The 22,277-nt window shown below is 71.8% G+C and carries 22 protein-coding genes; 9 read left to right on the plus strand and 13 right to left on the minus strand.

The features are described from left to right. Positions 1-22: 22 nt before the first annotated feature. Positions 23-619 (minus strand): TetR/AcrR family transcriptional regulator, encoded by a 597-nt coding sequence (locus GNZ18_RS01665; protein ID WP_156214274.1) that lies wholly within the window; start codon positions 617-619, stop codon positions 23-25. A gap of 98 nt (positions 620-717) precedes the next feature. On the opposite strand from GNZ18_RS01665, the gene GNZ18_RS01670 reads away from it, so the two are divergent. The 3 genes from GNZ18_RS01670 (at position 718) to htpG (ending at position 4,511) form a co-directional block, all read left to right on the plus strand. Continuing rightward, a complete protein-coding gene (locus GNZ18_RS01670) occupies positions 718-1,617 on the plus strand; it encodes an NAD(P)-dependent oxidoreductase (protein WP_156214275.1) in 900 nt (299 codons plus the stop codon). Positions 1,618-1,761: 144 nt separating this feature from the next. Further along, complete coding sequence (locus tag GNZ18_RS01675; protein ID WP_156214276.1) at positions 1,762-2,586, plus strand: SAM-dependent methyltransferase; 825 nt, start codon at positions 1,762-1,764, stop codon at positions 2,584-2,586. A gap of 32 nt (positions 2,587-2,618) precedes the next feature. After that, positions 2,619-4,511, plus strand: a complete 1,893-nt coding sequence (htpG, locus tag GNZ18_RS01680; protein WP_156214277.1) for a molecular chaperone HtpG — start codon at positions 2,619-2,621, stop codon at positions 4,509-4,511. Between the two features lie 42 nt (positions 4,512-4,553). On the opposite strand, the gene GNZ18_RS01685 is transcribed toward htpG, so the two are convergent. The 5 genes from GNZ18_RS01685 to GNZ18_RS01705 all read right to left on the minus strand — a co-directional run bounded on the left by GNZ18_RS01685 (position 4,554) and on the right by GNZ18_RS01705 (position 8,796). Beyond that, on the minus strand, positions 4,554-4,982 hold the full coding sequence (locus GNZ18_RS01685) for a cold-shock protein (RefSeq protein WP_156214278.1): 429 nt from the start codon (positions 4,980-4,982) through the stop codon (positions 4,554-4,556). A gap of 403 nt (positions 4,983-5,385) precedes the next feature. Next, entirely contained in the window at positions 5,386-5,688 is a 303-nt protein-coding gene (locus GNZ18_RS01690) for a PGPGW domain-containing protein (RefSeq protein WP_214616250.1), read from the minus strand. 226 nt (positions 5,689-5,914) lie between these two features. Beyond that, on the minus strand, positions 5,915-6,979 hold the full coding sequence (locus GNZ18_RS01695) for an NAD(P)/FAD-dependent oxidoreductase (RefSeq protein ID WP_156214279.1): 1,065 nt from the start codon (positions 6,977-6,979) through the stop codon (positions 5,915-5,917). A gap of 254 nt (positions 6,980-7,233) precedes the next feature. Next, complete coding sequence (locus tag GNZ18_RS01700; RefSeq protein WP_156214280.1) at positions 7,234-7,965, minus strand: isocitrate lyase/PEP mutase family protein; 732 nt, start codon at positions 7,963-7,965, stop codon at positions 7,234-7,236. Positions 7,966-8,115: 150 nt separating this feature from the next. Then, complete coding sequence (locus GNZ18_RS01705) at positions 8,116-8,796, minus strand: peptidylprolyl isomerase (protein WP_156214281.1); 681 nt, start codon at positions 8,794-8,796, stop codon at positions 8,116-8,118. A 176-nt stretch (positions 8,797-8,972) separates the two neighbouring features. Between GNZ18_RS01705 and GNZ18_RS01710 the strand changes: the two genes are divergently transcribed. From GNZ18_RS01710 to GNZ18_RS42970, 4 genes are all read left to right on the plus strand, one after another. Next, positions 8,973-10,001, plus strand: a complete 1,029-nt coding sequence (locus tag GNZ18_RS01710; RefSeq protein ID WP_156214282.1) for an alpha/beta hydrolase — start codon at positions 8,973-8,975, stop codon at positions 9,999-10,001. A 408-nt stretch (positions 10,002-10,409) separates the two neighbouring features. Continuing rightward, positions 10,410-12,818, plus strand: coding sequence for a M4 family metallopeptidase (locus GNZ18_RS01715; RefSeq protein WP_312874244.1), 2,409 nt, complete (start codon positions 10,410-10,412; stop codon positions 12,816-12,818). Between the two features lie 124 nt (positions 12,819-12,942). Continuing rightward, positions 12,943-14,502: a M28 family peptidase gene (locus GNZ18_RS01720; RefSeq protein WP_156214283.1), complete on the plus strand. Its 1,560-nt coding sequence runs from the start codon at positions 12,943-12,945 to the stop codon at positions 14,500-14,502. 372 nt (positions 14,503-14,874) lie between these two features. Continuing rightward, a complete protein-coding gene (locus GNZ18_RS42970; RefSeq protein WP_156214284.1) occupies positions 14,875-16,902 on the plus strand; it encodes a M4 family metallopeptidase in 2,028 nt (675 codons plus the stop codon). A 147-nt stretch (positions 16,903-17,049) separates the two neighbouring features. Here the strand turns inward: GNZ18_RS42970 and GNZ18_RS01730 are convergent, their stop codons facing one another. The 6 genes from GNZ18_RS01730 to GNZ18_RS01755 all read right to left on the minus strand — a co-directional run bounded on the left by GNZ18_RS01730 (position 17,050) and on the right by GNZ18_RS01755 (position 20,492). After that, positions 17,050-17,331, minus strand: coding sequence for a hypothetical protein (locus GNZ18_RS01730; RefSeq protein WP_156214285.1), 282 nt, complete (start codon positions 17,329-17,331; stop codon positions 17,050-17,052). A 145-nt stretch (positions 17,332-17,476) separates the two neighbouring features. Then, positions 17,477-17,785, minus strand: a complete 309-nt coding sequence (locus GNZ18_RS01735) for a hypothetical protein (protein ID WP_156214286.1) — start codon at positions 17,783-17,785, stop codon at positions 17,477-17,479. Positions 17,786-17,841: 56 nt separating this feature from the next. After that, positions 17,842-19,074: a helix-turn-helix domain-containing protein gene (locus GNZ18_RS01740; RefSeq protein WP_312874245.1), complete on the minus strand. Its 1,233-nt coding sequence runs from the start codon at positions 19,072-19,074 to the stop codon at positions 17,842-17,844. A 138-nt stretch (positions 19,075-19,212) separates the two neighbouring features. Beyond that, entirely contained in the window at positions 19,213-19,473 is a 261-nt protein-coding gene (locus GNZ18_RS01745; protein WP_156214288.1) for a DUF3703 domain-containing protein, read from the minus strand. A 16-nt stretch (positions 19,474-19,489) separates the two neighbouring features. Continuing rightward, a complete protein-coding gene (locus tag GNZ18_RS01750; protein ID WP_173390600.1) occupies positions 19,490-20,089 on the minus strand; it encodes a TetR/AcrR family transcriptional regulator in 600 nt (199 codons plus the stop codon). A 43-nt stretch (positions 20,090-20,132) separates the two neighbouring features. Further along, on the minus strand, positions 20,133-20,492 hold the full coding sequence (locus GNZ18_RS01755) for a MerR family transcriptional regulator (protein WP_156214290.1): 360 nt from the start codon (positions 20,490-20,492) through the stop codon (positions 20,133-20,135). 54 nt (positions 20,493-20,546) lie between these two features. Between GNZ18_RS01755 and GNZ18_RS01760 the strand changes: the two genes are divergently transcribed. Next, on the plus strand, positions 20,547-20,882 hold the full coding sequence (locus GNZ18_RS01760) for a putative quinol monooxygenase (protein WP_156214291.1): 336 nt from the start codon (positions 20,547-20,549) through the stop codon (positions 20,880-20,882). On the opposite strand, the gene GNZ18_RS01765 is transcribed toward GNZ18_RS01760, so the two are convergent. Further along, positions 20,859-21,605, minus strand: coding sequence for a DUF4097 family beta strand repeat-containing protein (locus GNZ18_RS01765; protein WP_156214292.1), 747 nt, complete (start codon positions 21,603-21,605; stop codon positions 20,859-20,861). The two genes, GNZ18_RS01760 and GNZ18_RS01765, sit on opposite strands and share 24 nt — an antisense overlap. A gap of 58 nt (positions 21,606-21,663) precedes the next feature. On the opposite strand from GNZ18_RS01765, the gene GNZ18_RS01770 reads away from it, so the two are divergent. Continuing rightward, on the plus strand, positions 21,664-22,266 hold the full coding sequence (locus GNZ18_RS01770) for a TetR/AcrR family transcriptional regulator (RefSeq protein WP_156214293.1): 603 nt from the start codon (positions 21,664-21,666) through the stop codon (positions 22,264-22,266). Positions 22,267-22,277 lie beyond the last annotated feature (11 nt).

Raw genomic sequence — 22,277 nt, forward strand, 5'->3', positions numbered from 1 at the left:
TGCCGAACCGTCCGCAACGGCCTCAGCCGGACTGGAGGGCGCAGGAGTCCAGGTAGGGGCCGAGTTCGCGGGCGACGGTCCGCAGCGGGCGGACGTCCCGCTCGGCCCGCGCCATCAGGATCGCGCCCTCCAGCGAGCCGACCATCAGCGTCGCGAGCCCGGCCGCCCGCCGGGACGGGACGCCCATCGCGGCCAGCTCGCGCGCGATCGGGCGGCGCCAGGCCGCGAACGCCTCGGCGGACGCGGCGCGCGTGGAGGCGACCGAGTCCGCGCAGTCGACGGTCGCCGCCGCGACCGGGCACCCCCGCTCGAAGCCCGCCGAGGTGAACTCCTCGACCCACTGCCCGACCATCGCCGCGAACAGCCGGGACGGCGTCGGGCGCGGCATCGCGGCCACGAACCGGGCGACGCGCTCGCTCGCGTAGCGCCCGGCCCACTCCACGGCCTCGTTCACGAGCTGCTCCTTGCCGCCCGGGAAGTAGTGCTGGAGCGATCCGCGCGGCGCGCCCGCGTGGACGGCGACGTCGCGCAGGCCCGTCGCGGTCACCCCGTCGCGGCGGATGAGCTGCGCGGCGCTGAACACCATGCGCTCGCGCGGCCCCCGCTCCCGCTCCGCCATGGCCGCCCCCGCCCGAGAAGAAAGTTCCGAAGGCTATTGCCGCCTTCACCTGGGCCATTATCATGACCGTTGTCATAACTCGCAAGGAGGCGGTCCGGATGGGCGTCGATCCCGCCGAGCGCGTGGGCTTCATCGGGCTGGGCGTCATGGGGCAGCCCATGGCCCTCAACCTCGCCCGCGCCGGAACCCCGCTGACCGTGTGGAACCGCACCCCCGCCAGGTGCGAGCCGCTGCGCGCGGCCGGAGCGGAGGTCGCGGCGGGCCCCGCCGAGGTGTTCCGGCGGGCGCGCGTGGTGTTCCTCATGCTGGCGAACGGGCCCGCGATCGACTCCGTCCTCGGACGCGGCGCCCCGGAGTTCGCCGCGAACGTCTCCGGCCGCGTCACCGTCCACATGGGGACGACGTCGCCGGAGTACTCGCGGGGCCTGGAGGCCGAGATCCACGCGGCGGGCGGCGCGTACGCGGAGGCGCCGGTCTCCGGCTCGCGCGGCCCCGCCGAGGAGGGGCGGCTCGTCGCGATGCTGGCGGGCGACCCGGCCGCCGTCGCCGCGACCCGCCCGCTGCTGCCGCCGATGTGCCACGAGACCCATCCGTGCGGGCCCGTCCCGAACGCGCTGCTCATGAAGCTGTCGGTCAACATCTTCCTGATCACGATGGTCACCGGGCTCGCCGAGTCGTTCCACTTCGCCGCGCGGCACGGGCTGGACGAGCGGCGGCTGCTGGACGTCCTGGACGCGGGCCCGATGGCGAGCACGGTGTCGCGCGCGAAGGGCGGCAAGCTGCTCGCCCGCGACTTCGGCGTCCAGGCGTCCATCGCCAACGTCCTGGACAACAACCGCCTCATCGCCGAGGCCGCCCGCGCCTCCGGCGTCGCCTCGCCGCTGCTGGACGTCTGCCACGCCCTCTACCGCGAGACGCTCGCCCTCGGGCACGGCCGCTCGGACATGGCGGCCGTCCTGCACGCGCTCGAATCCCGGACCTCCCTCACCGGACCGTGAAACCGGCGCGGCCTGTTACACCGTTCCCGACTCCCCGGCATCCCGGCCGTGTCATGTTTGGTCTCCCACATTTCATGTGACGGGTGGGAGGTTGCCGTGGCCGGCGACGACTCGTTCCTCTGGCACGCCGCGGAAAATGATCTGATGACCGGGATCGACATGTCGATCCCGCATTCGGCGCGAATCTGGAACTACTGGATGGACGGCAAGGACAACTATCCCGTCGACCGGGAGGCCGGCGACCGCTTCTCCGCGATCTATCCGGGAATCATCGACATGGCGCGGTCGTCCCGGTACTTCATCATGCGCGTCGTCCGCCACCTCGCCGCCGGGGGCGCGCGACAGTTCCTCGACGTCGGAATGGGACTGCCGAGCCACGACAACACCCACGAGGTCGCGCAGCGCGTCGCGCCCGACGCGCGGGTCGTCTACGTCGACAACGACCCGCTCGTCCTCGCGCACGCGCACGCCCTGCTGACGGGTCCGGACGCGGGCGGCACCGACTACTTCGACGGCGATCTCAACGACCCGGAGCGGCTCCTCGCCAAGGCCCGCGCGCGCCTCGACTTCACCCGTCCGGTGGTGCTCATGCTGATGAACGTGCTCGGCCACATCCCCATCACCGAGGACGACGGGCGGGCGCTGTCGATCGTCGCGGCGCTCAAGGACGCCCTGCCGCCCGGCAGCCACCTCGCGCTCCACGACGGCACCGACACCGACCGCGCCCACGTCCAGGCGTGGCGCCTTTACAACCGGGGCGGATCGGCGCCCTATCATCTGCGCGGCCCCGAGCGACTGCGGCGTTTCCTGGACGGGTTCCAGCTGCTTTCTCCCGGGTTCGTCCCGATCCCGCAATGGCGGCCCGACCCGAGCCCGTTCCGGACGGCCGGGCTGTGCGCGGCGTGGGGCGGCGTCGCGAGAAAGCCGATCACGGCGACCGGCGGCGACCCTGGGAAGGCGGTCATTTGACCGCGCCCTGACCCAATTCTAATCTCGCTGCAATGACGGCGCAGACGACCGAAGAGACCTTCACGTTCCAGGCCGAGGTGGCGCAGCTTCTCGACCTGATGGCCCACTCGCTCTACAGCAACAAGGAGATCTTCCTGCGCGAGCTGATCTCGAACGCCTCCGACGCGATCGACCGGCTGCGCTTCGAGCGGTTCTCCCACCCCGAACTCGCCGAGGACGGCGACGACGACCCGCGGATCCGCGTCGGCTACGACCGCGACGCCGGGACGATCACCATCTCCGACAACGGCATCGGGATGAGCCGGGACGAGGTGATCGGGAACATCGGCACGATCGCGCGCTCCGGCACCGCCGAGTTCCTGCGGAACCTGAGCGGCGACCAGCGCGGCGACTCCGCGCTGATCGGCCAGTTCGGCGTCGGGTTCTACTCGGCGTTCGTCGTGGCCGAGCGGGTCGTGCTGACGACGCGGCGGGCGGGCGCGGCGGCGGCCGACGGCGTCCGCTGGTCCTCCGACGGGCGGGGCGAGTACACGCTGGAGTCCGTCGAGCGCCCCGAGCGCGGCACCACGATCGTGCTGCACCTGCGCGACGGCGAGGACGAGCTGCTCAACGGCCACCGGCTGCGGACGATCGTCCAGCGCTACTCCGACCACGTCAGCGTGCCGATCGTGATGCCGTCCGAGGACGCGGACTCCACCGAGGAGACGACCGTCAACCAGGCGTCGGCGCTGTGGGCGCGGCCGAAGGGCGAGCTGACCGAGCGCGAGTACCACGACTTCTACCGGCACCTCAGCAACGACTTCACCGACCCGCTCGCCTACGTCCACGCCAAGGTGGAGGGCCGGTACGAGTACACGCTGCTGCTCTACGTCCCCTCGCAGGCGCCGTACGACCTGTGGGTCCCGCAGGCGCGGCGCGGGATGCGGCTGCACGTCCAGCGGATCTTCATCCTGGAGGACAGCGGCCAGCTCATGCCCGCCTACCTGCGGTTCGTGCGCGGCGTCATCGACTCCAGCGACCTGCCGCTGAACGTCTCCAGGGAGATCCTCCAGGGCAGCCGCGCGGTCGACCACATCCGCTCCAGCGCGGTCAAGCGGGTGCTGCGGCTGCTGAAGGACATGGCCGCGAACGAGCCCGAGAAGTACGCGACGTTCTGGCGGAACTTCGGCGCCGTGCTCAAGGAGGGCATCGCCGACGACTACGCCAACCGCGACGACATCGCCGAGCTGCTGCGCTTCACCACCACCCGCTCGGCCACGCAGGAGGCGGACGTCTCGCTGCGCGACTACGTGGGCCGGATGAAAGAGGGCCAGGACAAGATCTACTACCTGCTCGCGCCGACCCCGGCCGCCGCGTCCGCCAGCCCGCACCTGGAGGTGTTCCGGGAGAAGGGCATCGAGGTGCTGCTGCTCGGCGAGGCCGTCGACAACTGGGTCGTGACCGGCCTCGTGCAGGAGTTCGACGGCAAGCGGCTCCAGTCGGTCGCGCAGGGCGTCCCCGACCTCGGCGACCTGGAGGACGACGCGGAGAAGGAGGCGGCGGAGAAGGCCGGCACCGAGTTCGCGCCGCTGCTGGAGCGGCTGAAGGCCGAGCTGGACGGCCAGGCGCACGACGTGCGGGTGACGACCCGCCTGACCACCTCGCCCGCGTGCATCGTGGGCGACGAGGCGATCACCGACCTGGCGCTCGCGCAGCGGCTGCGCGGCTCCGGGCTGCCCAACCGGCCGGTGCTGGAGATCAACCCCCGGCACCCGCTGATCGAGCGGCTGAACCGCCGCCAGGACGACCCGCGCCTGGCCGACTGGGCGCACGTCCTGTTCAACCAGGCCGTGCTCACCAGCGGGGCGCTCGTCGAGGACCCGGCCGCGTTCGTCGGACGGCTCAACGACCTGCTCGTGGCGCTGGCGGCCGACGACACGCCCTGAACCCCGGGCGCGGGCCTCCGCCGGGGACCCCCCGGCGGAGGGTCAGCCCTCCACCCAGCCGTACTTCTTGGCGAAGGCGAGCAGCCCGCGCCGCAGCTTGACGATCTGCGCGCCGGTCAGCTCGGGGTCGTCGCGCAGCAGCAGCTCGGTCAGCTCCTGCGTGAACTCGTCCTGCGACAGGACGTCGCACAGGCCGTCGTCATCGTCCCTGTCCAGCACGGGGCCCCGGTCGAGCGAGCGCGCCGGGGGCCGGGACACCGGGTCGGCCTCCAGCGCGCGCACGGCGAACGCCTTCAGCCCCCGCTCCCCCTGGGTCACCTCGAACTCGACGGGCGTCCCCGGGGAGAACACCGCCTTGTCGTCGAGCAGCTCGTTGGCGTGGACGAAAACGTCCTCTCCGCCGCCGTCCGGCACGATGAATCCGTATCCGCGGAAATCGTCGAACCTGAGAACCTTGCCCGTCTGCGTCATGACCACCCCTCCGCAAAACACACGACGCCTGCCCGTCCACTACACAGCCGGAACCGTCCAGACGCCGAATCGGTGCTCCCCCGTTTACGCCGGCGCCGCGGTGCCCCCTGGAGACGCCCCCCGGGCATCACGCCGATATCCTAAGCCACCCTCCCGCCGTTCGAAGCGTTCCCTTCAATCGGGCTCTTCACTCAAGCGGGCGGTGATGCGGGGCGCACGGACGGTTCCGTTGTCGGCCGGTCGGGGCCGCAGAAAGCACCGGAGAATTCGCCCTTCCTCCAACACCTTCGGACGAATCACCGGCGGGCGCCGCCGGGCCCACCAAGATCCATTCTGCTCATCCGGCGGATGCCGGCATGCGGAGCCGGCATGCGGAGCCGGCACGGTAATGGCCGGCGCGGGATCAGGAGCGCTTCACCTTGCGCCAGGCGGCGGCCAGGTAGCCGCGAACGCGGTCGTTGACGCGGCGTGCGGCGGGGAACTCGGTGCCCAGCAGGCCCAGCCCGGCGAGGATCGCCACCACGCCCGGCCCCGGCAGCACCAGCATCACGACGCCCAGAACGATCAGGCCGAGTCCGGCCACGGCGACCGCCGCCTTGCGCAGCAGCCGCAGCGGCGTCCTCGCCTTGGCGGCCGGGACGACGTCGGCCCCGGCCGTCCGGTCGGACATGTGATCGGACATGTGATCGGACATGGTCGCGGTCATCTGGTATCTCCTTGATCGCCGGCCTTACCGTGTCCGACGATCGGGACGCCGCCATCGACCCCGGATGTGTCCAGTGCCACAGCCGCCGGCGCGAGGCCGCCGCGGACGGATCGACGGCGCCACGCGCCGGCACTGGAGCGCGGCCCCGAGGGCCTGAAGTCCGCGATCTACCAGGCCGCCGGCCAGGAGCAGGGCCGCCACCGGATGGGCGGCGGCCGGTGCGCCCCTAGCCCGCAGGGGCCGGGCGGGGCCGGAAGGGCTCCAGGCCCGGGTACCGGCGGCCGGTGATGATCTCCTCCGCGAGCAGCCGCCCGACGAGCGGGGCGAGGACGACGCCGCTGTGGCTGACCGCCTCGTGGTAGCCGGGCAGCTCGGGGACCGCGCCGATGCTCGGGAGCCCGCCCTCGGGCAGGACGCGCTGCCCGATCCTCGGCCGGACGACCGCCGCGTACGCCAGGTGCGGCAGCACCCGGGCGGCCCTCGCCAGCAGGTCCTGGGTCAGCTCGCGCAGGTCGGAGCCGTCCTCCAGGCGCCGGTCGACCGGGCCCGACCTGATCAGGACGCGGCCCGGCCCGTCCGGGCGGATCGACACCTCCGGCGAGTGGACGATGTGGCGCAGCGTCTCGCCGGGGATCGCGACGGTCAGCAGGAGGCCGGGGCCGCGGGTCAGCGCCAGCGACGTCCCGGCGCCGGCGGCGATCGCGGGGGCGCCCTGGCCCGCCGCGTTGACGACGACGTCGGCGCTGAGCACGCGCCCGCCCGCGGTGGTGACCGTCCAGCTCGCGGCGCCCCGGGCGAGGCCGATGACCGGTGTCTCCGGACGCACGACGGCGCCGTGCCGGGTCGCCAGCTCCAGCAGGTGGCGGGTGAGCGTGACCGCGTTCACCCAGCCCTCGGTGGGGGCGTGGAGCACGCGGGCGGGCAGCCGCGCCACCGGGCCGAGCCTGGTCTCCGAACGCCAGGCGAGGGGGTATCCCCAGGCTCGGTAGCGCTCGGCGCGGCGTCTCAGCTCCTGCTCGTCGTCGGAGAGCAGGACCGTCCCGCAGGGGTGGTACCAGTTCGACAGCGGGGTCTCGGCGGCGAGCCTGGCGTGCTCCTCCATCCCCGCGCCGTTGAGCCGGAAGTAGTCGTGCGGCTCCTTGTCGAACGCGCTCAGCCGGGAGAACGTGACGCCGGTCGCGCCCCGGGACGGACGGCCCGCCTCCACGATCTGGACGCTCGCGCCCGCCCGCGCCAGCTGGTGGGCGACGGCCGCGCCCATGATCCCCGCGCCGACGACGACCGCCTTCACCGCACCACCCGGGGGCGGTCGCGCCTTGTCAGCCGGGTCACCGAACCTATTCCGTTCACCGCCCGGATCATGACCGGGAGCGGCACATGTTTACGATCCGTACATGAATGACTACCATACGTGCATGATACCGAGGCGACGGCTTGACGCAAGACGTGACGGGAGAGGCGCCGGCGACCCGGGTGCCGGTGGGCTGGAGCGGCGTCCCGGGCGGGACGCGGCGTCCGGAGCGGACCCGGGCGCCGCGTGCGAGGTCACCGGTAGGGGTCGCCCTTGGCGAGCACGCGCCCGGCGAACTCCGTCAGCGCCTGGAGCGCGAGCCGGTAGGGACGCGGACCGTACGACACGCGCGCCACCCCGGCCGCCGCGAGGTCGGCCAGGGACGTGCCGGGGGCGTTGTTGGCGTTCACCGGCCCGGGGATGCCCGCGACCAGCGCCGGGACCGCGTCGATCGGCGCCCCGATCGGGTACACGCAGTCGGCGCCGGCCTCCAGGTAGAGGCGGCCGCGGGCGATCGCGTCCGCGACCGGGTCGGCCGCCTTGGCGACGAACGAGTCGGCCCGGGCGTTGATCACCAGTGCGTCGCCCGCCGCCGCGCGGACGGAGGCGAGGTAGGCGGCCTGGTCCTCGGGGCGCGCCAACCCCGCCGCGTAGGTGTCCTCAAGGTTGCAGCCCGCGGCGCCGATCGACAGGAGGCGGTCGACCAGTTCGGCGGGCTCCAGCCCGTAGCCCGCTTCCGCGTCCACGGTGACCGGCACGTCCGCCACGCGGATCACGCGGCCCGCGGCGGCGAACATCTCCTCCACGGGCGCGCCCTCGTGGTCGGGGTAGCCGAGCATGGCCGAGACCGCCGCGCTCGCGGTGGCCAGTGCGGGGAAACCGGCCTCCTGGACGGCGGTCGCGCTGCCCGCGTCCCAGACGTTCGGCAGGAGCAGCGGGTCACCGGGGCGGTGCAGGTCGCGAAGGCGCTGGGCGTGCTCGGTCATGATTCTCCTTCTGTCCTTTTTCAGGGGGACAGGTGAGGACGGTCGTCTGTGACGACCTTCGTGTACCCGTCCGTCCGGAGAACCGAAGCGGGGCCGACCGAAATTCCGCCGCGCGCCGCCGTGCCGCGCCCGTGCCCGAACCCGAGCCGCTCAGCCCCGGGCGAAGACCTTGTAGATCTTGACGGGCTTGGCGGGCTCGCCGTCCTGCGGGCTGCTCCCGCCCGGCTTGATGCCGCCCTTGACGATCCGGTCGAGCACGCCGAGGCCGTGCGTGACCTTGCCCAGGACGGTGTAGGCGGGCGGGATGTCCGCGCGGGAGTGGACGAGGAAGAACTGGCTGCCGTTGGTGTCGGGCCCCCAGTTGCCCATGGCGACCGTCCCGCGCGGGTAGGTCTCCTTGCCGGTCAGCTCGTCGTCGAACTCGTAACCGGGGCCGCCCTTCTCGGCGGCGTAGATGTCGCCGCACTGGAGGACGCCGAGCCGCGCCGAGTTCGTCAGCCGCCAGCACCGCGTGCGGTCGTAGAACCGCTGCCGGGTCAGGCTCGCGAAGTTGTGCACCGCGCAGGGCGCGTTCCCCCGGTCCATCCGGATGCTGACGGCGCCGAAGTTGGTGATCAGGACGACGTCGACCTTGCCGTGGGCGCGAGCCTTGGAGCGCGGCGCGCGCACGGGCTTGGCCGCCGGGTTGTCGGGCGTGGGCGTGAAGACGCACCGCACCTGCTTCCCGCCGTGCCCCGGCGAGGCGGGGGCCGCCTGCGCGGCGCCCGCCGGGACGAGCGCGGCGGCGACGGCTGCGGCCAGGGGGGCGGTGACTGTCCAGCGCGGTCTCATGCCGCCCCACGGTAGTGATCGTCCGCGCCGCCCGGTAGTGGCAAATCACGACGAAGCGCGGCCGCGCCCGGCCCGCCAAGACCCCTGCTCAGCGGGCCGGGATCCGCGCATGGCGTGCCGCTCCGGGCTGGGTTAGCGTCGAGGTGATCATTCATCCCCGCCTTGAGGGAGTGCGCATGCTGCCGTGGTCCGCCGACTTCGCCGGACGCCTGGAAGAGCACGTCGTCAGCAGCGAGCTGCTGCGCGGCAACCCGCTGAAGGACCCGCACGAGCGCCCGCTGCTGGTGTACGTCCCGCCCGGATACGACGACGACCCGTCACGGCGCTACCCCACCGTGTACGTGATCACCGGGTTCACCGGGCACGTCGGGATCTGGCGGAACCGGATGCCCTACCGCCGGCCGTTCCCCGAGACCGCCGACGCGGTGTTCGCCTCCGGTGAGGCGCCGCCCGCGATCGTCGTGTTCGTCGACGCGTGGACGGCGCACGGCGGCAGCCAGTTCCTCGACTCCCCCGGCACGGGCCGCTACCACTCCTACATCTGCGACGAGCTGGTCCCGTGGGTGGACGCGCACTACCGGACGCTCGACGCGCCCGAGCGCCGGGCGATCAGCGGCAAGTCCAGCGGCGGCTACGGGGCGATGATCACCCCGATGCTGCGCCCGGACCTGTTCGGGGCGCTCGCGACGCATGCGGGCGACGCGCTGTTCGAGTACTGCTACCTGCCCGAGTTCCCCAAGTGCGTCCGGCACCTGCGCGGGTACGGCGGCGACATCTGGCGGTGGTGGGAGGACTTCCACGGCCGGGCGTCCTTCACCAAGCCCGAGGACATGGAGCTGCTCAACCTCCTCGGCATGGCGGTCTGCTACTCGGCGCGCGAGGACGGCACCCCCGACCTCCCCTTCGACCCGGTCACCGGGATCATCCGGCCGGAGGTGTGGGAGCGCTGGCTCGCGTGGGACCCGGTGCGGATGGTGCCGGGCCACGCCGAGGCGATGCGGTCGCAGCGCGCGATCTGGATCGACGGCGGGACGCGCGACGAGTGGTTCCTGGACGTGGGCGCGCAGGCGTTCCACCGGGCGCTGCTGGACGCGGGCGTGTCCGAGGACGTGATCCATTTCGAGCTGTTCGACGCGGCCCACGGCGGCATCGACTACCGCTACCCGCTCGCGCTCTCCTGGCTCTGCCGGCGCATCGCGCCCTGATCCCGAAACCAGAAATCGCCCTTCATAACCCGACAGACGCCGAACCGATATGAAATTGAAACCGGCGCCACGGGCCGCGCCGGTCGGGGAAGTCCAACGGCGGGACGGGGTTCCGACGCCCCGCCCGCCTCGGCGGTTCCAGCACGCGGCGGGCCGGACGGGAAGGCCGGCCCGCCGGTCGCCCCTGTCCAGGAACGTTTTACGGGCCATCCATTAACTTGCTCTGAAATTTTGAAAATCCAGTACCAAATGGATTCATTGACTCTTTTCACACGCCGGGGTGCACTTCGGGACAGCTCATCCGGATGAGTTCCCAGTCCTCGCTCGACGGACAGGGGTGTCGCGGAGCGTTCCAGGAGGGACGCGCCCGTGCCCCGCCCCGCCCGGGCACGTGGAAGGAGCACCCCTGTGAGACACCAGACCGCGTTCGGGGCGGCGGCGCTGGCCGCGAGCCTCGCCGTGGCGATGTCCGCCCCCGCCACAGGTGCGACCACCCGCACCACCCCCGCGGCCCCGGCCAAGCCGGACCCCCGCGCCGTGGCCGCCGCCTCGGCCGACACCTTCGTCGTCGCCAAGCCGGCCGCCTTCCGCACCGCCCCCAAGGACCGGATCATCCGCACGGGCGTCACCTCCGGCCTGCGCGGGCTTCAGCACGTCCAGTACCAGCGCACCTACGACGGCCTGCCGGTGTACGGCGGCGACTTCGTCGTCACGACCAACGCGACCGGCGGCATCCTGAGCACCTCCGTCGACCAGAGCGAGCGGCTGGACCTGCGCACCAAGGCGACGATCACCGCCGCGCAGGCCGCGAAGGCCGCGCGGGCGAAGGTCAGCGAGATCGGCACCGTGTCGTCGCCGCGACTGATGGTGCTGGCCGAGGGCTCGGGACGGCTGGTCTACGAGACGGTCGTGAGCGGTCACCAGAAGCGTGCCGAGACCAAGCTGCACGTGATGGTGGACGCCAAGTCCGGGAAGGTCGTCAAGACCTGGGACGAGGTCCGCGACGTCGCCGACGACCAGAGCAACTACCACGGCACCGTCGACCTCAGCACGGCCGCCACCTCGATGACCGACCCGCAGCGTCCCGGCCACCAGTGCGGCGGCCAGGGCGGTTCCGCCTACACCGGCACCGACAGCGCCTGGGGCAATGGCAGCGGCACCAATCTGGAGACCGCGTGCGTGGACGTGCTGTACGCGGTCCAGAAGGAATGGGACATGCTCAAGGCATGGCTCGGCCGCAACGGCACCGACGGCAACGGACGGGGCTTCCCCGCGCGCGTGGGCCTGAGTGACGTCAACGCCTACTGGAACGGCAGCTACACCAACTTCGGCCACAACCAGGCCAACAACAAGCAGGCCACCTCGGTCGACGTCGTCGGCCACGAGAACGGCCACGCCGTCTTCACCAACACCCCCGGCGGCGACAGCGGCGGCAACGGCAACGAGAAGGGCGGGATGAACGAGTCGGCCGGCGACATCTTCGGCGCGCTGACCGAGCACTACATCAACGAGCCCGCCCAGTACGACCCGCCGGACTACCTGGTCGGCGAGGAGGTCGACCTGGTCGGCCAGGGCCCGATCCGCAACATGTACGACCCCGGCCAGCTCGGTGACCCCAACTGCTACTCCTCCTCGATCCCGCGCACCGAGGTGCACTCGGCGGCCGGCCCGCAGAACCACTGGTTCTACCTGCTGGCCGAGGGCTCGAACCCGACCAACGGGAACCCGACGAGCCCGACCTGCAACAACTCCACCGTCACCGGCATCGGCATCCAGAAGGCCGGCCAGATCTTCATGGGCGGCCTCAACAAGAAGGTGACGAACTGGAGCCACGCCCGGGCCCGCGTCGAGACCATCAACGCGGCGATCGAGCTGTTCCCGAACTCCGGCGCCGAGTGCGTGGCGGTCAAGGCCGCGTGGAGCGCCGTGGACGTCCCGCAGCAGGGCGCCGAGGCCGCCTGCGCGCCGCAGGCCCCGGACTTCTCCGTCGCGGTGAACCCCGCGTCCGGCAGGGCCGACGCGGGCGGATCGGCGAACGCGACCGTCACGACCCAGACCACCGGCGGCGGCGCCCAGCAGGTCGCGCTGTCGGCGACCAGCACCCCGGCCGGTCCGACGGCGACGTTCTCGCCCGCGTCCGTCTCCTCCGGCCAGTCGTCCACGATGACGGTGAGCGTCCCGGCGGGCACCGCCGACGGCACCTACAAGATCACCGTGCTCGCGGACGGCGCGTCGGTCGACCGCACCGCGACCTACACGCTCACGGTCGGGGCGGACCAGCCCGGCACCGTGTTCGCCGACGACTTCGAGGCCAACGGGAGCTGGACGGCCAACCCCGCCGGTTCCGACTCCGCGACCGCCGGGAAGTGGGAGCGCGGCGCCCCGCAGCCCACCAGCTACAGCGGGACGAACCTCCAGCTCGCCGCCGCCGGCGGCAGCAACACGCTGGTGACCGGGCCGCAGGCGGGCAGTGACGCCGGGACCTACGACGTCGACGGCGGCGTGACCACGATCCAGTCGCCGGAGATCACGCTGCCGTCCGGCACGCTGGCGCTGAAGCTGTCCTGGTACTTCGCCCACCTCAACAACAGCGGCACCGACGACTACTTCCGGATCAAGGTCGTCGGGACGCAGACCACGACGGTCGTCCAGCAGACCGGCGCCGCGGCCAACCGCGCCGGTGCCTGGAAGAACGAGACGATCGACCTGTCGGCGTTCGCCGGCCAGAAGATCCGCATCGTGGCCGAGGCCGCCGACAACGGCTCCGGCAGCCTCGTCGAGGCCGGGCTGGACGACATCAAGATCACCAAATCCTGACCGCCCCCCGCCCGCGGCCCGTGACGGGGGCCCGCTCCCCCGTCGCGGGCCGCGACATAAGGGCCTGGTCACCCGCAAGCTCAGTGTGACCACCGTCCGACACGACGTGACCATCGGAGAGACCATGAGACCCCGGATCACGGCGGTCGTGGGGGCGTCGGCCCTCGCGCTGGCCGCCTTCGTACCCGGCGGCTCGGCCTCGGCCGCGCCCGCCGCCCACGCCGCCCCACCCGCACCAGCCGCCCACGCCGGGGCGGCGCTGAAGTCGCCCGACATCCCGCTGGCCAATGTCAAGGGGCACCTGGCCCAGCTCCAGTCCATCGCGACCAGGAACGGCGGCAACCGCGCCCACGGCCGCGCCGGGTTCAAGGCGTCGATCGACTACGTCAAGGGCCAGTTGGACACGGCCGGCTACCAGACGCAGGTCCAGTCGTTCAGCTACAACGGCGCCACCGGCTACAACCTGATCGCCGACTGGCCGGGCGGCGACGTCAACAACACCCTGATGACCGGCGCGCACCTCGACAGCGTCAACGCCGGCCCCGGCATCAACGACAACGGCTCCGGCTCGGCCGCGAACCTGGAGGTCGCGCTCGCGGTCGCCCGCGAGAAGTACCAGCCGAAGCGGCACCTGCGGTTCGGCTGGTGGGGCGCCGAGGAGCTCGGCCTGATCGGCTCGACCCGCTACGTGGACACGCTGCCCGCCGCCGAGCGGTCGAAGATCAAGGGATACCTGAACTTCGACATGGTCGGCTCCCCGAACCCCGGCTACTTCGCCTACGACGGCGACGGGTCGAGCGGGGGCGGCGGCCCGGCGGGCTCGGCGGAGATCGAGCGGGTGCTGCGCGCCTACTTCGCCACGATCAACGTGCCGGTCGAGGACACCGCCTTCGACGGGCGCTCGGACTACGGCCCGTTCATCCAGTACGGGATCCCGGCCGGCGGCCTGTTCACCGGCGCCGAGGACTACAAGACCGCCGCGCAGGCGCAGAAGTGGGGCGGGCAGGCGAACACGCCCTACGACCGCTGCTACCACTCGTCCTGCGACACCTCGTCCAACATCAACGACCCCGCGCTCGACCGCAACTCCGACGCCATCGCCTACGCCGTGTGGACGCTGGCCGGGGACGGCGGCCAGGAGCCGGGCGGCGAGACCGTCTACTCCGACGGCCTCGAATCCGACACCGGCTGGACGGTGAACCCCGGCGGCACCGACACCGCGACCGCGGGCCGGTTCGAGCGCGGCGCCCCGCAGGCGACCACCTACAGCGGGACGAGCCTGCAACTCACCGCGCCCGGCGGCAGCAACGCGCTGGTGACCGGCGCGCAGGCCGGGACCGACGCCGGGTCCAACGACCTCGACGGCGGCACCACGACCGCCCAGTCGGGCCCGATCGCCCTCCCGGCGGGCGCGAAGACGCTGTCGTTCGCCTGGAACTTCGCCCACCTCAACAACAGCGGCGCCGACGACTACCTGAGGGTGCGCGTCGTGGGCCCGAACGGGTCGGCGACCGTCCTCGACCAGACCGGCGCGGCGGCCAACCGCGCGGGCTCCTGGCAGACCCAGACCGCCGACGTCTCCGCGTACGCGGGGCAGTCGGTCCGCATCGTCGTCGAGGCCGCCGACAACGGCTCCGGAAGCCTCGTCGAAGCGGGCCTGGACGACATCAAGATCACCAAGTGAGACGGTGTCCGCCCAGGTCAACCGGTAATTTCAGGGGATTTCAGACCTTGACCGACAACTATTGAAATTCCAGTACCAAATGGATTTGTTGACATCAACCAGCTCGCACGGTGAGCTTCTGGAACCAGCTCACCCGGTTGAGTTCAACGTCCACCAGCACCCCAACGGCGTGGGGCCCCAGACCCGCGCCAAGCGTCCTGTGCCCCCGCAACGGACGCTCGCGGATGCGGCCGCCCCCGCCCGGCCGCATCCGCGATCAGCCGACCTCGCGGGTCCACTCCTAGTCAACGCCGGGCGACAGCGGCGCCCGCGGCGACTCCCACAAGGACCTCCGCGGGCCAAGCGCCCCCGGCCCATGTAAGGAGCACCGCTGTGAGACACCAGACCGCGCTCGGGGCTGCGGCGATCAGCGCCGGCCTCGCCGTGGCGATGTCCGCCCCCGCTTCGAGCGCGAGCGCCACGCCCGCGCCGCCCACCCCCTCCCCCAAGGCGGCCGCAGCCTCCGCCGACCGGTTCGTGTCCGCCGGTCAGGCACCCGTCCACGCGTCCCCCCAGGACAAGATCGTCCGCCGTGGCGTCACGTCCGGGACCGGAGGACTCCAGTACGTCTCCTACGACCGCACCCACGCCGGTCTGCCCGTCCGCGGCGGCGACTTCGTCGTCGCCACCGACGCCGCGGGCAAGGTCCTCAGCACCTCGACCACCCAGACCGGCGAGCTGACGGTCTCCACCACCCCGTCGCTGACCGCGGCCAGGGCCGCCGCGATCGCCCGCACGCAGATCACGCGGCCCAAGAGCACGACGACGCCGACGCTGTCCGTCCTGGCCGAGGGCAACGGGCGACTCGTGTACGAGACGGTCGTCCGCGGCTTCAACCGCCCGCCGGGCTCCTACGGCTTCGGCCCGCACGGTTCCTACGGGTTCCGCCCCGGCGGTTCCTACGGCTTCGGCCCGGGCGGCTCCTACGGCTTCGCCGGCCCCCCAGGCTCGTACGGCTTCGCGGGTCCCCCCGGCTCGTACGGCTTCGCCCCCGCCGGCTCCTACGGCTTCGCCGGGCCTCCCGGTTCCTACGGCTTCGCCGGGCCTCCCGGCTCGTACGGCTTCGCCGGCCCCCCTGGGTCCTACGGCTTCGCCGGCCCGACCGGCTCCTATGGCTTCGCTGGCCCGCCCGGGTCCTACGGTCTCGCGGGCCCGCCCGGCTCGTACGGGCTCGCCGGCCCCAAGGGCTCGTACGGCTACGGCCCGCGCGGGTCCTACGGGTTGGCCGCGCTGCCCGAGCGTCCGTCCAGGCTGCACGTGATGGTGGACGCGAAGACCGGCAAGGTCGTCCGCACCTGGGACGAGGTCGTCGACGTGAACGACGACCAGTCCTACTACCACGGCGGCCGCACCAAGCCGACCCACATCGACACGTCCGGCTCCAACGGCCGGTACACGCTGAGCGACGCGCGCCGTCCGGGGATCAGCTGCGGCGCCGAGAACGGCACACCGCTCAGCGGCACCGACGACGCGTGGGGCAACGCCGACGGCACCGACCTGGAGACCGCCTGCGTCGACGCCATGAAGGCGGCGCAGGCCGAGTTCGACATGGTCAAGGCATGGCTCGGACGCAACGGCCTGGACGGCAACGGGCGCGGCTGGCCCATGAAGGTCGGCCTCCGGGACGTCAACGCGTACTGGGACGGCAGCTCCGCCTACTTCGGCCGCAACCAGCATGGCACGCGCCAGGCGACCCCGACCGACGTCGTCGCGCACGAGCTCGGCCACGGCATCTTCCAGTCCACGCCCGGCGGCTCGGGCGGCAGCAACGAGAAGAGCGGCCTGAACGAGTCGACCGGCGACATCTTCGGCGCCCTCACCGAGTGGTACCTGAACGAGCCGAGGGTGGACGAGAAGTTCGAGGGCACGGTCGCCCTCCTGAACTACGACCCGCCGGACTTCGAGGTCGGCGAGGAGGTCGACCTGGTCGGCTCCGGACCGATCCGGAGCATGTCCGACCCGACCACGGCCTCCCGCAGCCACCCCCTCTGCTACGGCCCGGACGTGCCCCCCATGGAGCCGCACGCGGCGGCCGCCATCCAGAACCACTGGTTCTACCTGCTGGCCGAGGGCTCCAACGCCAACGACCCCAAGAACGGACGGCCCAACAGCCCGACCTGCAACAAGATGGTGGTGACGGGCGTCGGCCTCAAGAAGGCCGGACAGATCTTCATGGCGACCCTCAACATGAAGACCTCCAACTGGACGCACACCGCCGTCCGCAAGGCCTCCCTCCAGGCCGCCCTCAACCTGGCGAAGTCCGGCGCGCTGACGTGCACCGACTTCACCCGCACCCGGGACGCGTGGGAGGCCGTGCGCGTCCCCCGAGCCAGCGGCGAGCCCACCACCTGCACGGGCTGACCGCGGACGGCCGTACGGGGCGATCTCGGCCCGTCCCGTGCGGCCGTCGTTCCCACGGGGACCCGCCCCCCGCCGGGCCCTCGGCGCCACCCTGTCCTCGGCGCCGAGGGCCCCTCAACATCTGGCCGCATGACAGGCCACCCTGGATCAACGGGTGAGCCGCCGGGCGACGTCGAGATGCGGCTCGGCCACCGTGCGCGGCACGAACAGCTTGCACACGCGCCCGTGAATGGTGCAGTTCCACCACCCCGACGAGACGTCGTCACTGTGCGCGGCACCGACGATCTCACGGGTCTTGATATCGGCGACGATGAAGGCTTCCTCATCACCGATGAACTCATACTTGCCGTCGATCTGATACCTGTCATCCACCGGCTCGGGCCTTTGTGGTGTGAACCAGAGCGCCGTCCAAGGATTGGGCACGATCACGCCTTTCCTACGAAGTGGGCGTGGCGTTCCGGCCGCCGCGCCGTCCGCACGGAGCAAAAGCACGGCGGCGCGGGGTCCACGGGGGGCAGGACCCCGACGCCGCCGTGGTGAATGCGACAGCCCAGCCGCCGCACCCACGCCTGTGTCATTCATGGGCCCACACAACCGAGCCGCTGTCCCCATCCAGCCGCGCCTCCCCCACCACGCGAACGTCGCGATACACCCCGGCCACCAGGCTCAGCTCGACCTCGCGAACAATCCCGACCGCGCCAGGAGCACCCTCGCGGAGGGCGGCGTCAACCTCCCGAAAAGCGCGCTCCCGCGCATCGGTGACACCCCCCATGCCGAGGGCGGAGGTCCTGACGTCCCATGCGTAGATGGCGGGTGCCCTATGCCCATGTGTGGCCATGAGGGCGTCCGCTTGATACTTGGCGACCGTCTGCGACTTGGCCATAACGGAACGCTAAAGGGGGCCCCGACCACCGAGGGACAGGGTTCCTGTCCCTTGCGTCAGACGAGTACGCCGATGCGGTCCGCCAGGTCACGGGCGGCACGGCGCAGGTTGGACGGGCCTTCTGCCAGCTCCAGCGTCATGCGCTTGGCGAAGCCGTTGTAGCGGATCGTCTCGGGCGCGGCAGCGAAGGCGTCGTTCAGCGCGCCGAGCGTCGCGTGCCCGTCCCCGGCGAGTTGCCAGGCGCGTGCGACCTCGATCAGGTGTCGCCCCTTACGCGGTTGCGACGGGATCGCCGCGTCCGCGAAGCGGGTCGCCTGTCGGCGGGCCTCACCGCCCTGGCGCGCCTCGACCGCCACCGTGACCGCGTGTGCTCCCATGACGACCCGCGAGAACGAGGTCATCGGCTCGTAGAAGCCGCTGGGCAACCGGCGGGCGATCTCGTCGGCGCGCTCCCACCAACCCCACGCCGTCCCACGCTGGCCCGCACGGGCCGCCGTGTACGCGGCCTCGTGGTGCAGCGCCCCCCACAGGGCGCGCAGCTCCGTGGTGGCCGTCCCGATATGCGGTTCGAGCAGTTCGAGGCCCTGGCGGTTGACCCCTTCGGCGGCATCGAAGTCGTTCACGTCGCGGTGCGCCTGAACCGCGAGCCACACCGCCCCGGCGAAGGCGCTCGGGTCCTCGGATTCCTCGGCCGCCATGATGCCGCGCTCGGCGACGCGCCAGAGCAGATCGGACGCGGGCTGGTAGGCGAGGAAGAACTGCGCGAGGTTGTACACACCGGCGAGGAGCGCCAATGCCCGACGCCGGTCCGCACCCTCGTACGCCCGGACGGCGCGCCTGGCGTCCCGGATCAGATCCGGCAGGAGTGCGCCGAGGACCGTCCGGTGGTCAGGGGCGGCATGCCGTGCCCGCCACGCCGCGTCGAGCCGCGCCCGGAGGTGGCCGAGGGGCGGCGGCCCGTCCCCGATCGGCACGACCACGGCGTTGATCGCGTCCCGGACGGCGGGGAGGGCCGGATGGCCGGGGCCATGGAACATGGTGACCGGTAGCGCGCGTCCGCCCGTGAGTTCGGCGATGTCCCGGACTTTCAGGGCCTCCGCCAGCGTGAGCAGCATGGGCAGCTTCGGCTGCTGGATCTCACCGCGCTCGACCGCCTTGACCCACCGGACGCTCTTTCCGACCAGCCCGGCGAGGACCTCGCGCGACATTCCGCGCTTCCGCCGATAGAACTGGATTTTCTGACCGACCGTCGGACCTTGATCTGCGGGAGGAGAACCACCATCGCGCACAGGCCCCGCACCTTCCGTGAGACGTCGCGACCTCAGAGTAAGCCGCCCATCCTCGTCCCGTCACGGAATCACGGGGAGGGCGCGGTGGGTAGGCCGGGCCATAGCGTCGCGTGCTTGGCGAAGCTGGCGAATGTGGGGTTATGCGGGCTTTTTCGCCTGGGGTTGGTTGCGGTCGAAGAGGGCGGCGGCGCCGAGCAGGAAGATCTGGGTGATCATTCGGTCGGGCCTGCGCTGCTTCCAGGCGGTGGCCAGCAGACCTCGGTGGGCGGCCAGGTGGAGGGCGAGCGTGTCGTGGCCGAGGTTGTGGGCCCGGCCGAAGTGGCGGTAGGCGGCGGCGAGGTCGCGGGTCGCCAGTGCCGCCCGGCCTTGGGCCATCTCGGAGTCGTAGCCGCCGGTCACCGTTCCTCCTGAGGGGTCACAGGCCCTGGACCAGTAGCTGGAACGCCTCGTCGATGAGGGCGTCCAGCGGACGCGGGTCGACGCGGCCTCGGTTCTCGGCCACCTGCAATGCCGCGAAGGCGGCGCCGACGAGCATGGCCGGGTAGAGGCCCTCGGATCGGGGTGGGCCGATCCGCTTTGCGATCTCGGCGGCCAGGGCCGCCATCGTGGTGTCGACCTGGTCGAGGTTCATCCTGGAGAACAGTTCGGGGTGGCGCCGGTACAGCTCCTGGAGCAGTTCCCATTCCTCGCCCAGATGCGCGAAGTCGGCCGCGTGCGCCATCGCCTTGATGACCTCGCGCATCGCCAGAGCGGGGGGCTCGGTGGAGGGTCGGGCCCGCAGTTCGGCGACGATCTCCTCGGTCGTCCACTGGTGCGGCTCGATCGAGAACGCCTGGTCCTTGGTCGTGAAGTAGTTGAAGAACGTCCGCGGCGAGATGTCGGCCGCCTCGCTGATCTCCTCCACGGTCACCGCGTCGGGCCCGCCCCGCTCCAGTGCCAGCCGGACGGCCGCGCCGCGGATCGCCACGCGACGCGCGACGCGGCGCCTTTCGCGTCGCCCTTCTCCCGCCTCCATGACTTGCAGAGTATGCAAAAAGTGCATGCTCTGCAAATACGGGTCAGGCGGGGGTCAGGGCCTGGGTGGAGGAGGCGAGGATGCCGGCCAGGGCCGTGCGGGCCTGGGTCAGGTCGGCTATGCGGGTGTCCATCTCGGTGAGCTGGGTTCTGATGTGGTCGAGGACGCATGCCTGGAGTTCGGTGCCGTCGCCCACGAAGCAGGGCATGAGTTCGCGGATGACCTTGGTGGTGAGACCGGCGGCCAGGAGGGTGCGGACGCGGGCGACGGCGGCGGGGGCCTCGGGGCCGTAGTGGCGGTGCCCGCCCTCGCTGCGGCGCGAGGTGAGCAGTCCCTGGGCCTCGTAGTAGCGGAGGAGGCGTACGTCCACCCCGGTGGCGCGGGACAGATCTCCGATCTTCATGTGACTGACCTCACCTTGAACCTGACATTGATTGCACGTTTTAGCGTTGGTCGCATGACATCGACATCAGCACCGGTCTCGCTCTACGGATTCCTCACTCCCAAGGCGGGGCACGCCGACGTCCTCAGGAAGCTCCTGCTGGACCTCGTCGCGCCCTCCCGGGGGCACGAGGGCAGCCTTCAGTACCACATCCACGAGCAGGAGGACGGACGGTTCTTCCTCTACGAGGTCTGGCGGTCGCAGGAGGACCTCAACCGGCACAACGCGACGCCGTTGCTGCGCGAGTTCATGGCCGAACTGCCCGAGCACCTCGACGGGGACGTCGAAGCCTACTTCGGCGCGATGATCAGTACCTATCCGGCCGCCTCAGGGGGTGGTCAGGGTAATTGAGCCGTTGTCCGTGCGGGTGGTGATCGAGCGGGGGGCGGCGGCGTCCTTGGGGACGTTCTCCTGGACGTCGCCGTTCTCCGTTTCGGTGGTGACCTTGTAGGTGGCGTGCGGGACGGTCAGCTTCACGTCGCCGTTGTCCGTCGTCACGTCCACCCGTTGCGGGGGCGTCGCGAACAGGAGGGCCACCTTGCCGCTGTCGGTCCTGGCCGAGACCTGGGGGGAGCTGGTCGCGGTCGCATGCAGGGCGCCGTTCTCGCTGCGCAGGTCCAAGGGGGCCGAGGCGCCGTTGACCCTGATCGCGCCGTTGGTGGTGTGGACGCGCAGCGGGGTGGTGAAGCCCTCGGCTGTGATCGTTCCGTTCTGGCCCTTGATGGCGACCGCCGTCCCGCGCGGGACCAGCACCTGGTAGCGCACCGCGCAGTCCGTCAGCGCGCCGCAGTCGGTGGCCAGGGTCAGCCGGTCGCCCGACAGGCCCCATTTCGCGGACGGGCCGCCGCCGACCAGCGTCCAGCGGTCGAAGCGCCGCGTCACCTGGACGCCTTCGACGTCGGCCGGACGGATGTCCAGGTCGCCCCGGTCCTTGGTGATCGTGAGGCTGGAGCCGACGGGGCCGAAGTCGCGGTGCTCGGGGGACGCGTCGTCGGCCGAGGCGCCGCAGCCCGCGAGGAGGACGAGCAGGAGCGGCGCGCCCAGGAGCGGCGAGCGGTGCGGCGGGATGGTCAACGGGCCTCCTGGTCGATACCGAAAGTATTCAGTACTTTGAGTATGCTACGGTCCGGTCATGAGCGACAACCCAGGGCCCGCGCGGCGCGTCCCGCGCGAGGAGGTGCGGCGGCGGCTGCTGGACGAGGCGGTGCGCGTGTTCACCGAGCGCGGCTACGACGACGCCCGGATCGAGGACATCGCGCACGCCGCCGGGTTCACCAAGGGCGCGGTCTACTCCAACTTCGGCGGGAAGCGGGAGCTGTTCGCCGCCGTCCTCGGGCAGGGGGCCGAGGACGAGCTGGCCACCGTGACCGCCGAGATCGACGCCGCCGGTGACACCCGCGCGGTCGTCGAGCGGGTCGCCGCGCTGATCGCGTCCCGGATCGTCACCGACACCGGGCACGGCCAGCTCGGCCTGGAGTTCGCCGCGCGGGCCGCCCGGGACGCGGAGACCCGGGCCGTGCTCGCGCCGATGCGCCGCGCGCAGCGCGACACGGCCGCCCGCGCCGTCGCCGAGCTGACCGGCGCGCGGATCCCCGCCGAGTTGGCCGGGCTGATCCTGCACTGCCTCACCAACGGCCTGGTGAACGAGCATCTCGCCGACCCCGAGGCGGTCACCGAGGACGTCATCGAGCAAGCCTTCGCGGCCGTGCTCACCGCCCTGCTCCCCCCGGCCTGAGAGGACCCCCG

Origin of the sequence: Actinomadura litoris, assembly GCF_009733595.1 — a bacterium.
GTDB classification, from domain to species: Bacteria; Actinomycetota; Actinomycetes; order Streptosporangiales; family Streptosporangiaceae; genus Spirillospora; species Spirillospora litoris.

Coding starts and splice junctions, on each gene's coding strand:
- GNZ18_RS01750 (WP_173390600.1), bottom strand. CDS start 20,089: ATGGAGGCGGGAGAAGGGCGACGCGAAAGGCGCCGCGTCGCGCGTCGC.
- GNZ18_RS01670 (WP_156214275.1), top strand. CDS start 718: ATGGGCGTCGATCCCGCCGAGCGCGTGGGCTTCATCGGGCTGGGCGTC.
- GNZ18_RS01700 (WP_156214280.1), bottom strand. CDS start 7,965: ATGACCGAGCACGCCCAGCGCCTTCGCGACCTGCACCGCCCCGGTGAC.
- GNZ18_RS01770 (WP_156214293.1), top strand. CDS start 21,664: ATGAGCGACAACCCAGGGCCCGCGCGGCGCGTCCCGCGCGAGGAGGTG.
- GNZ18_RS01720 (WP_156214283.1), top strand. CDS start 12,943: ATGAGACCCCGGATCACGGCGGTCGTGGGGGCGTCGGCCCTCGCGCTG.
- htpG (WP_156214277.1), top strand. CDS start 2,619: ATGACGGCGCAGACGACCGAAGAGACCTTCACGTTCCAGGCCGAGGTG.
- GNZ18_RS01760 (WP_156214291.1), top strand. CDS start 20,547: ATGACATCGACATCAGCACCGGTCTCGCTCTACGGATTCCTCACTCCC.
- GNZ18_RS01710 (WP_156214282.1), top strand. CDS start 8,973: ATGCTGCCGTGGTCCGCCGACTTCGCCGGACGCCTGGAAGAGCACGTC.
- GNZ18_RS01735 (WP_156214286.1), bottom strand. CDS start 17,785: ATGGCCAAGTCGCAGACGGTCGCCAAGTATCAAGCGGACGCCCTCATG.
- GNZ18_RS01705 (WP_156214281.1), bottom strand. CDS start 8,796: ATGAGACCGCGCTGGACAGTCACCGCCCCCCTGGCCGCAGCCGTCGCC.
- GNZ18_RS01685 (WP_156214278.1), bottom strand. CDS start 4,982: ATGACGCAGACGGGCAAGGTTCTCAGGTTCGACGATTTCCGCGGATAC.
- GNZ18_RS01665 (WP_156214274.1), bottom strand. CDS start 619: ATGGCGGAGCGGGAGCGGGGGCCGCGCGAGCGCATGGTGTTCAGCGCC.
- GNZ18_RS01690 (WP_214616250.1), bottom strand. CDS start 5,688: ATGACCGCGACCATGTCCGATCACATGTCCGATCACATGTCCGACCGG.
- GNZ18_RS01755 (WP_156214290.1), bottom strand. CDS start 20,492: ATGAAGATCGGAGATCTGTCCCGCGCCACCGGGGTGGACGTACGCCTC.
- GNZ18_RS01675 (WP_156214276.1), top strand. CDS start 1,762: ATGACCGGGATCGACATGTCGATCCCGCATTCGGCGCGAATCTGGAAC.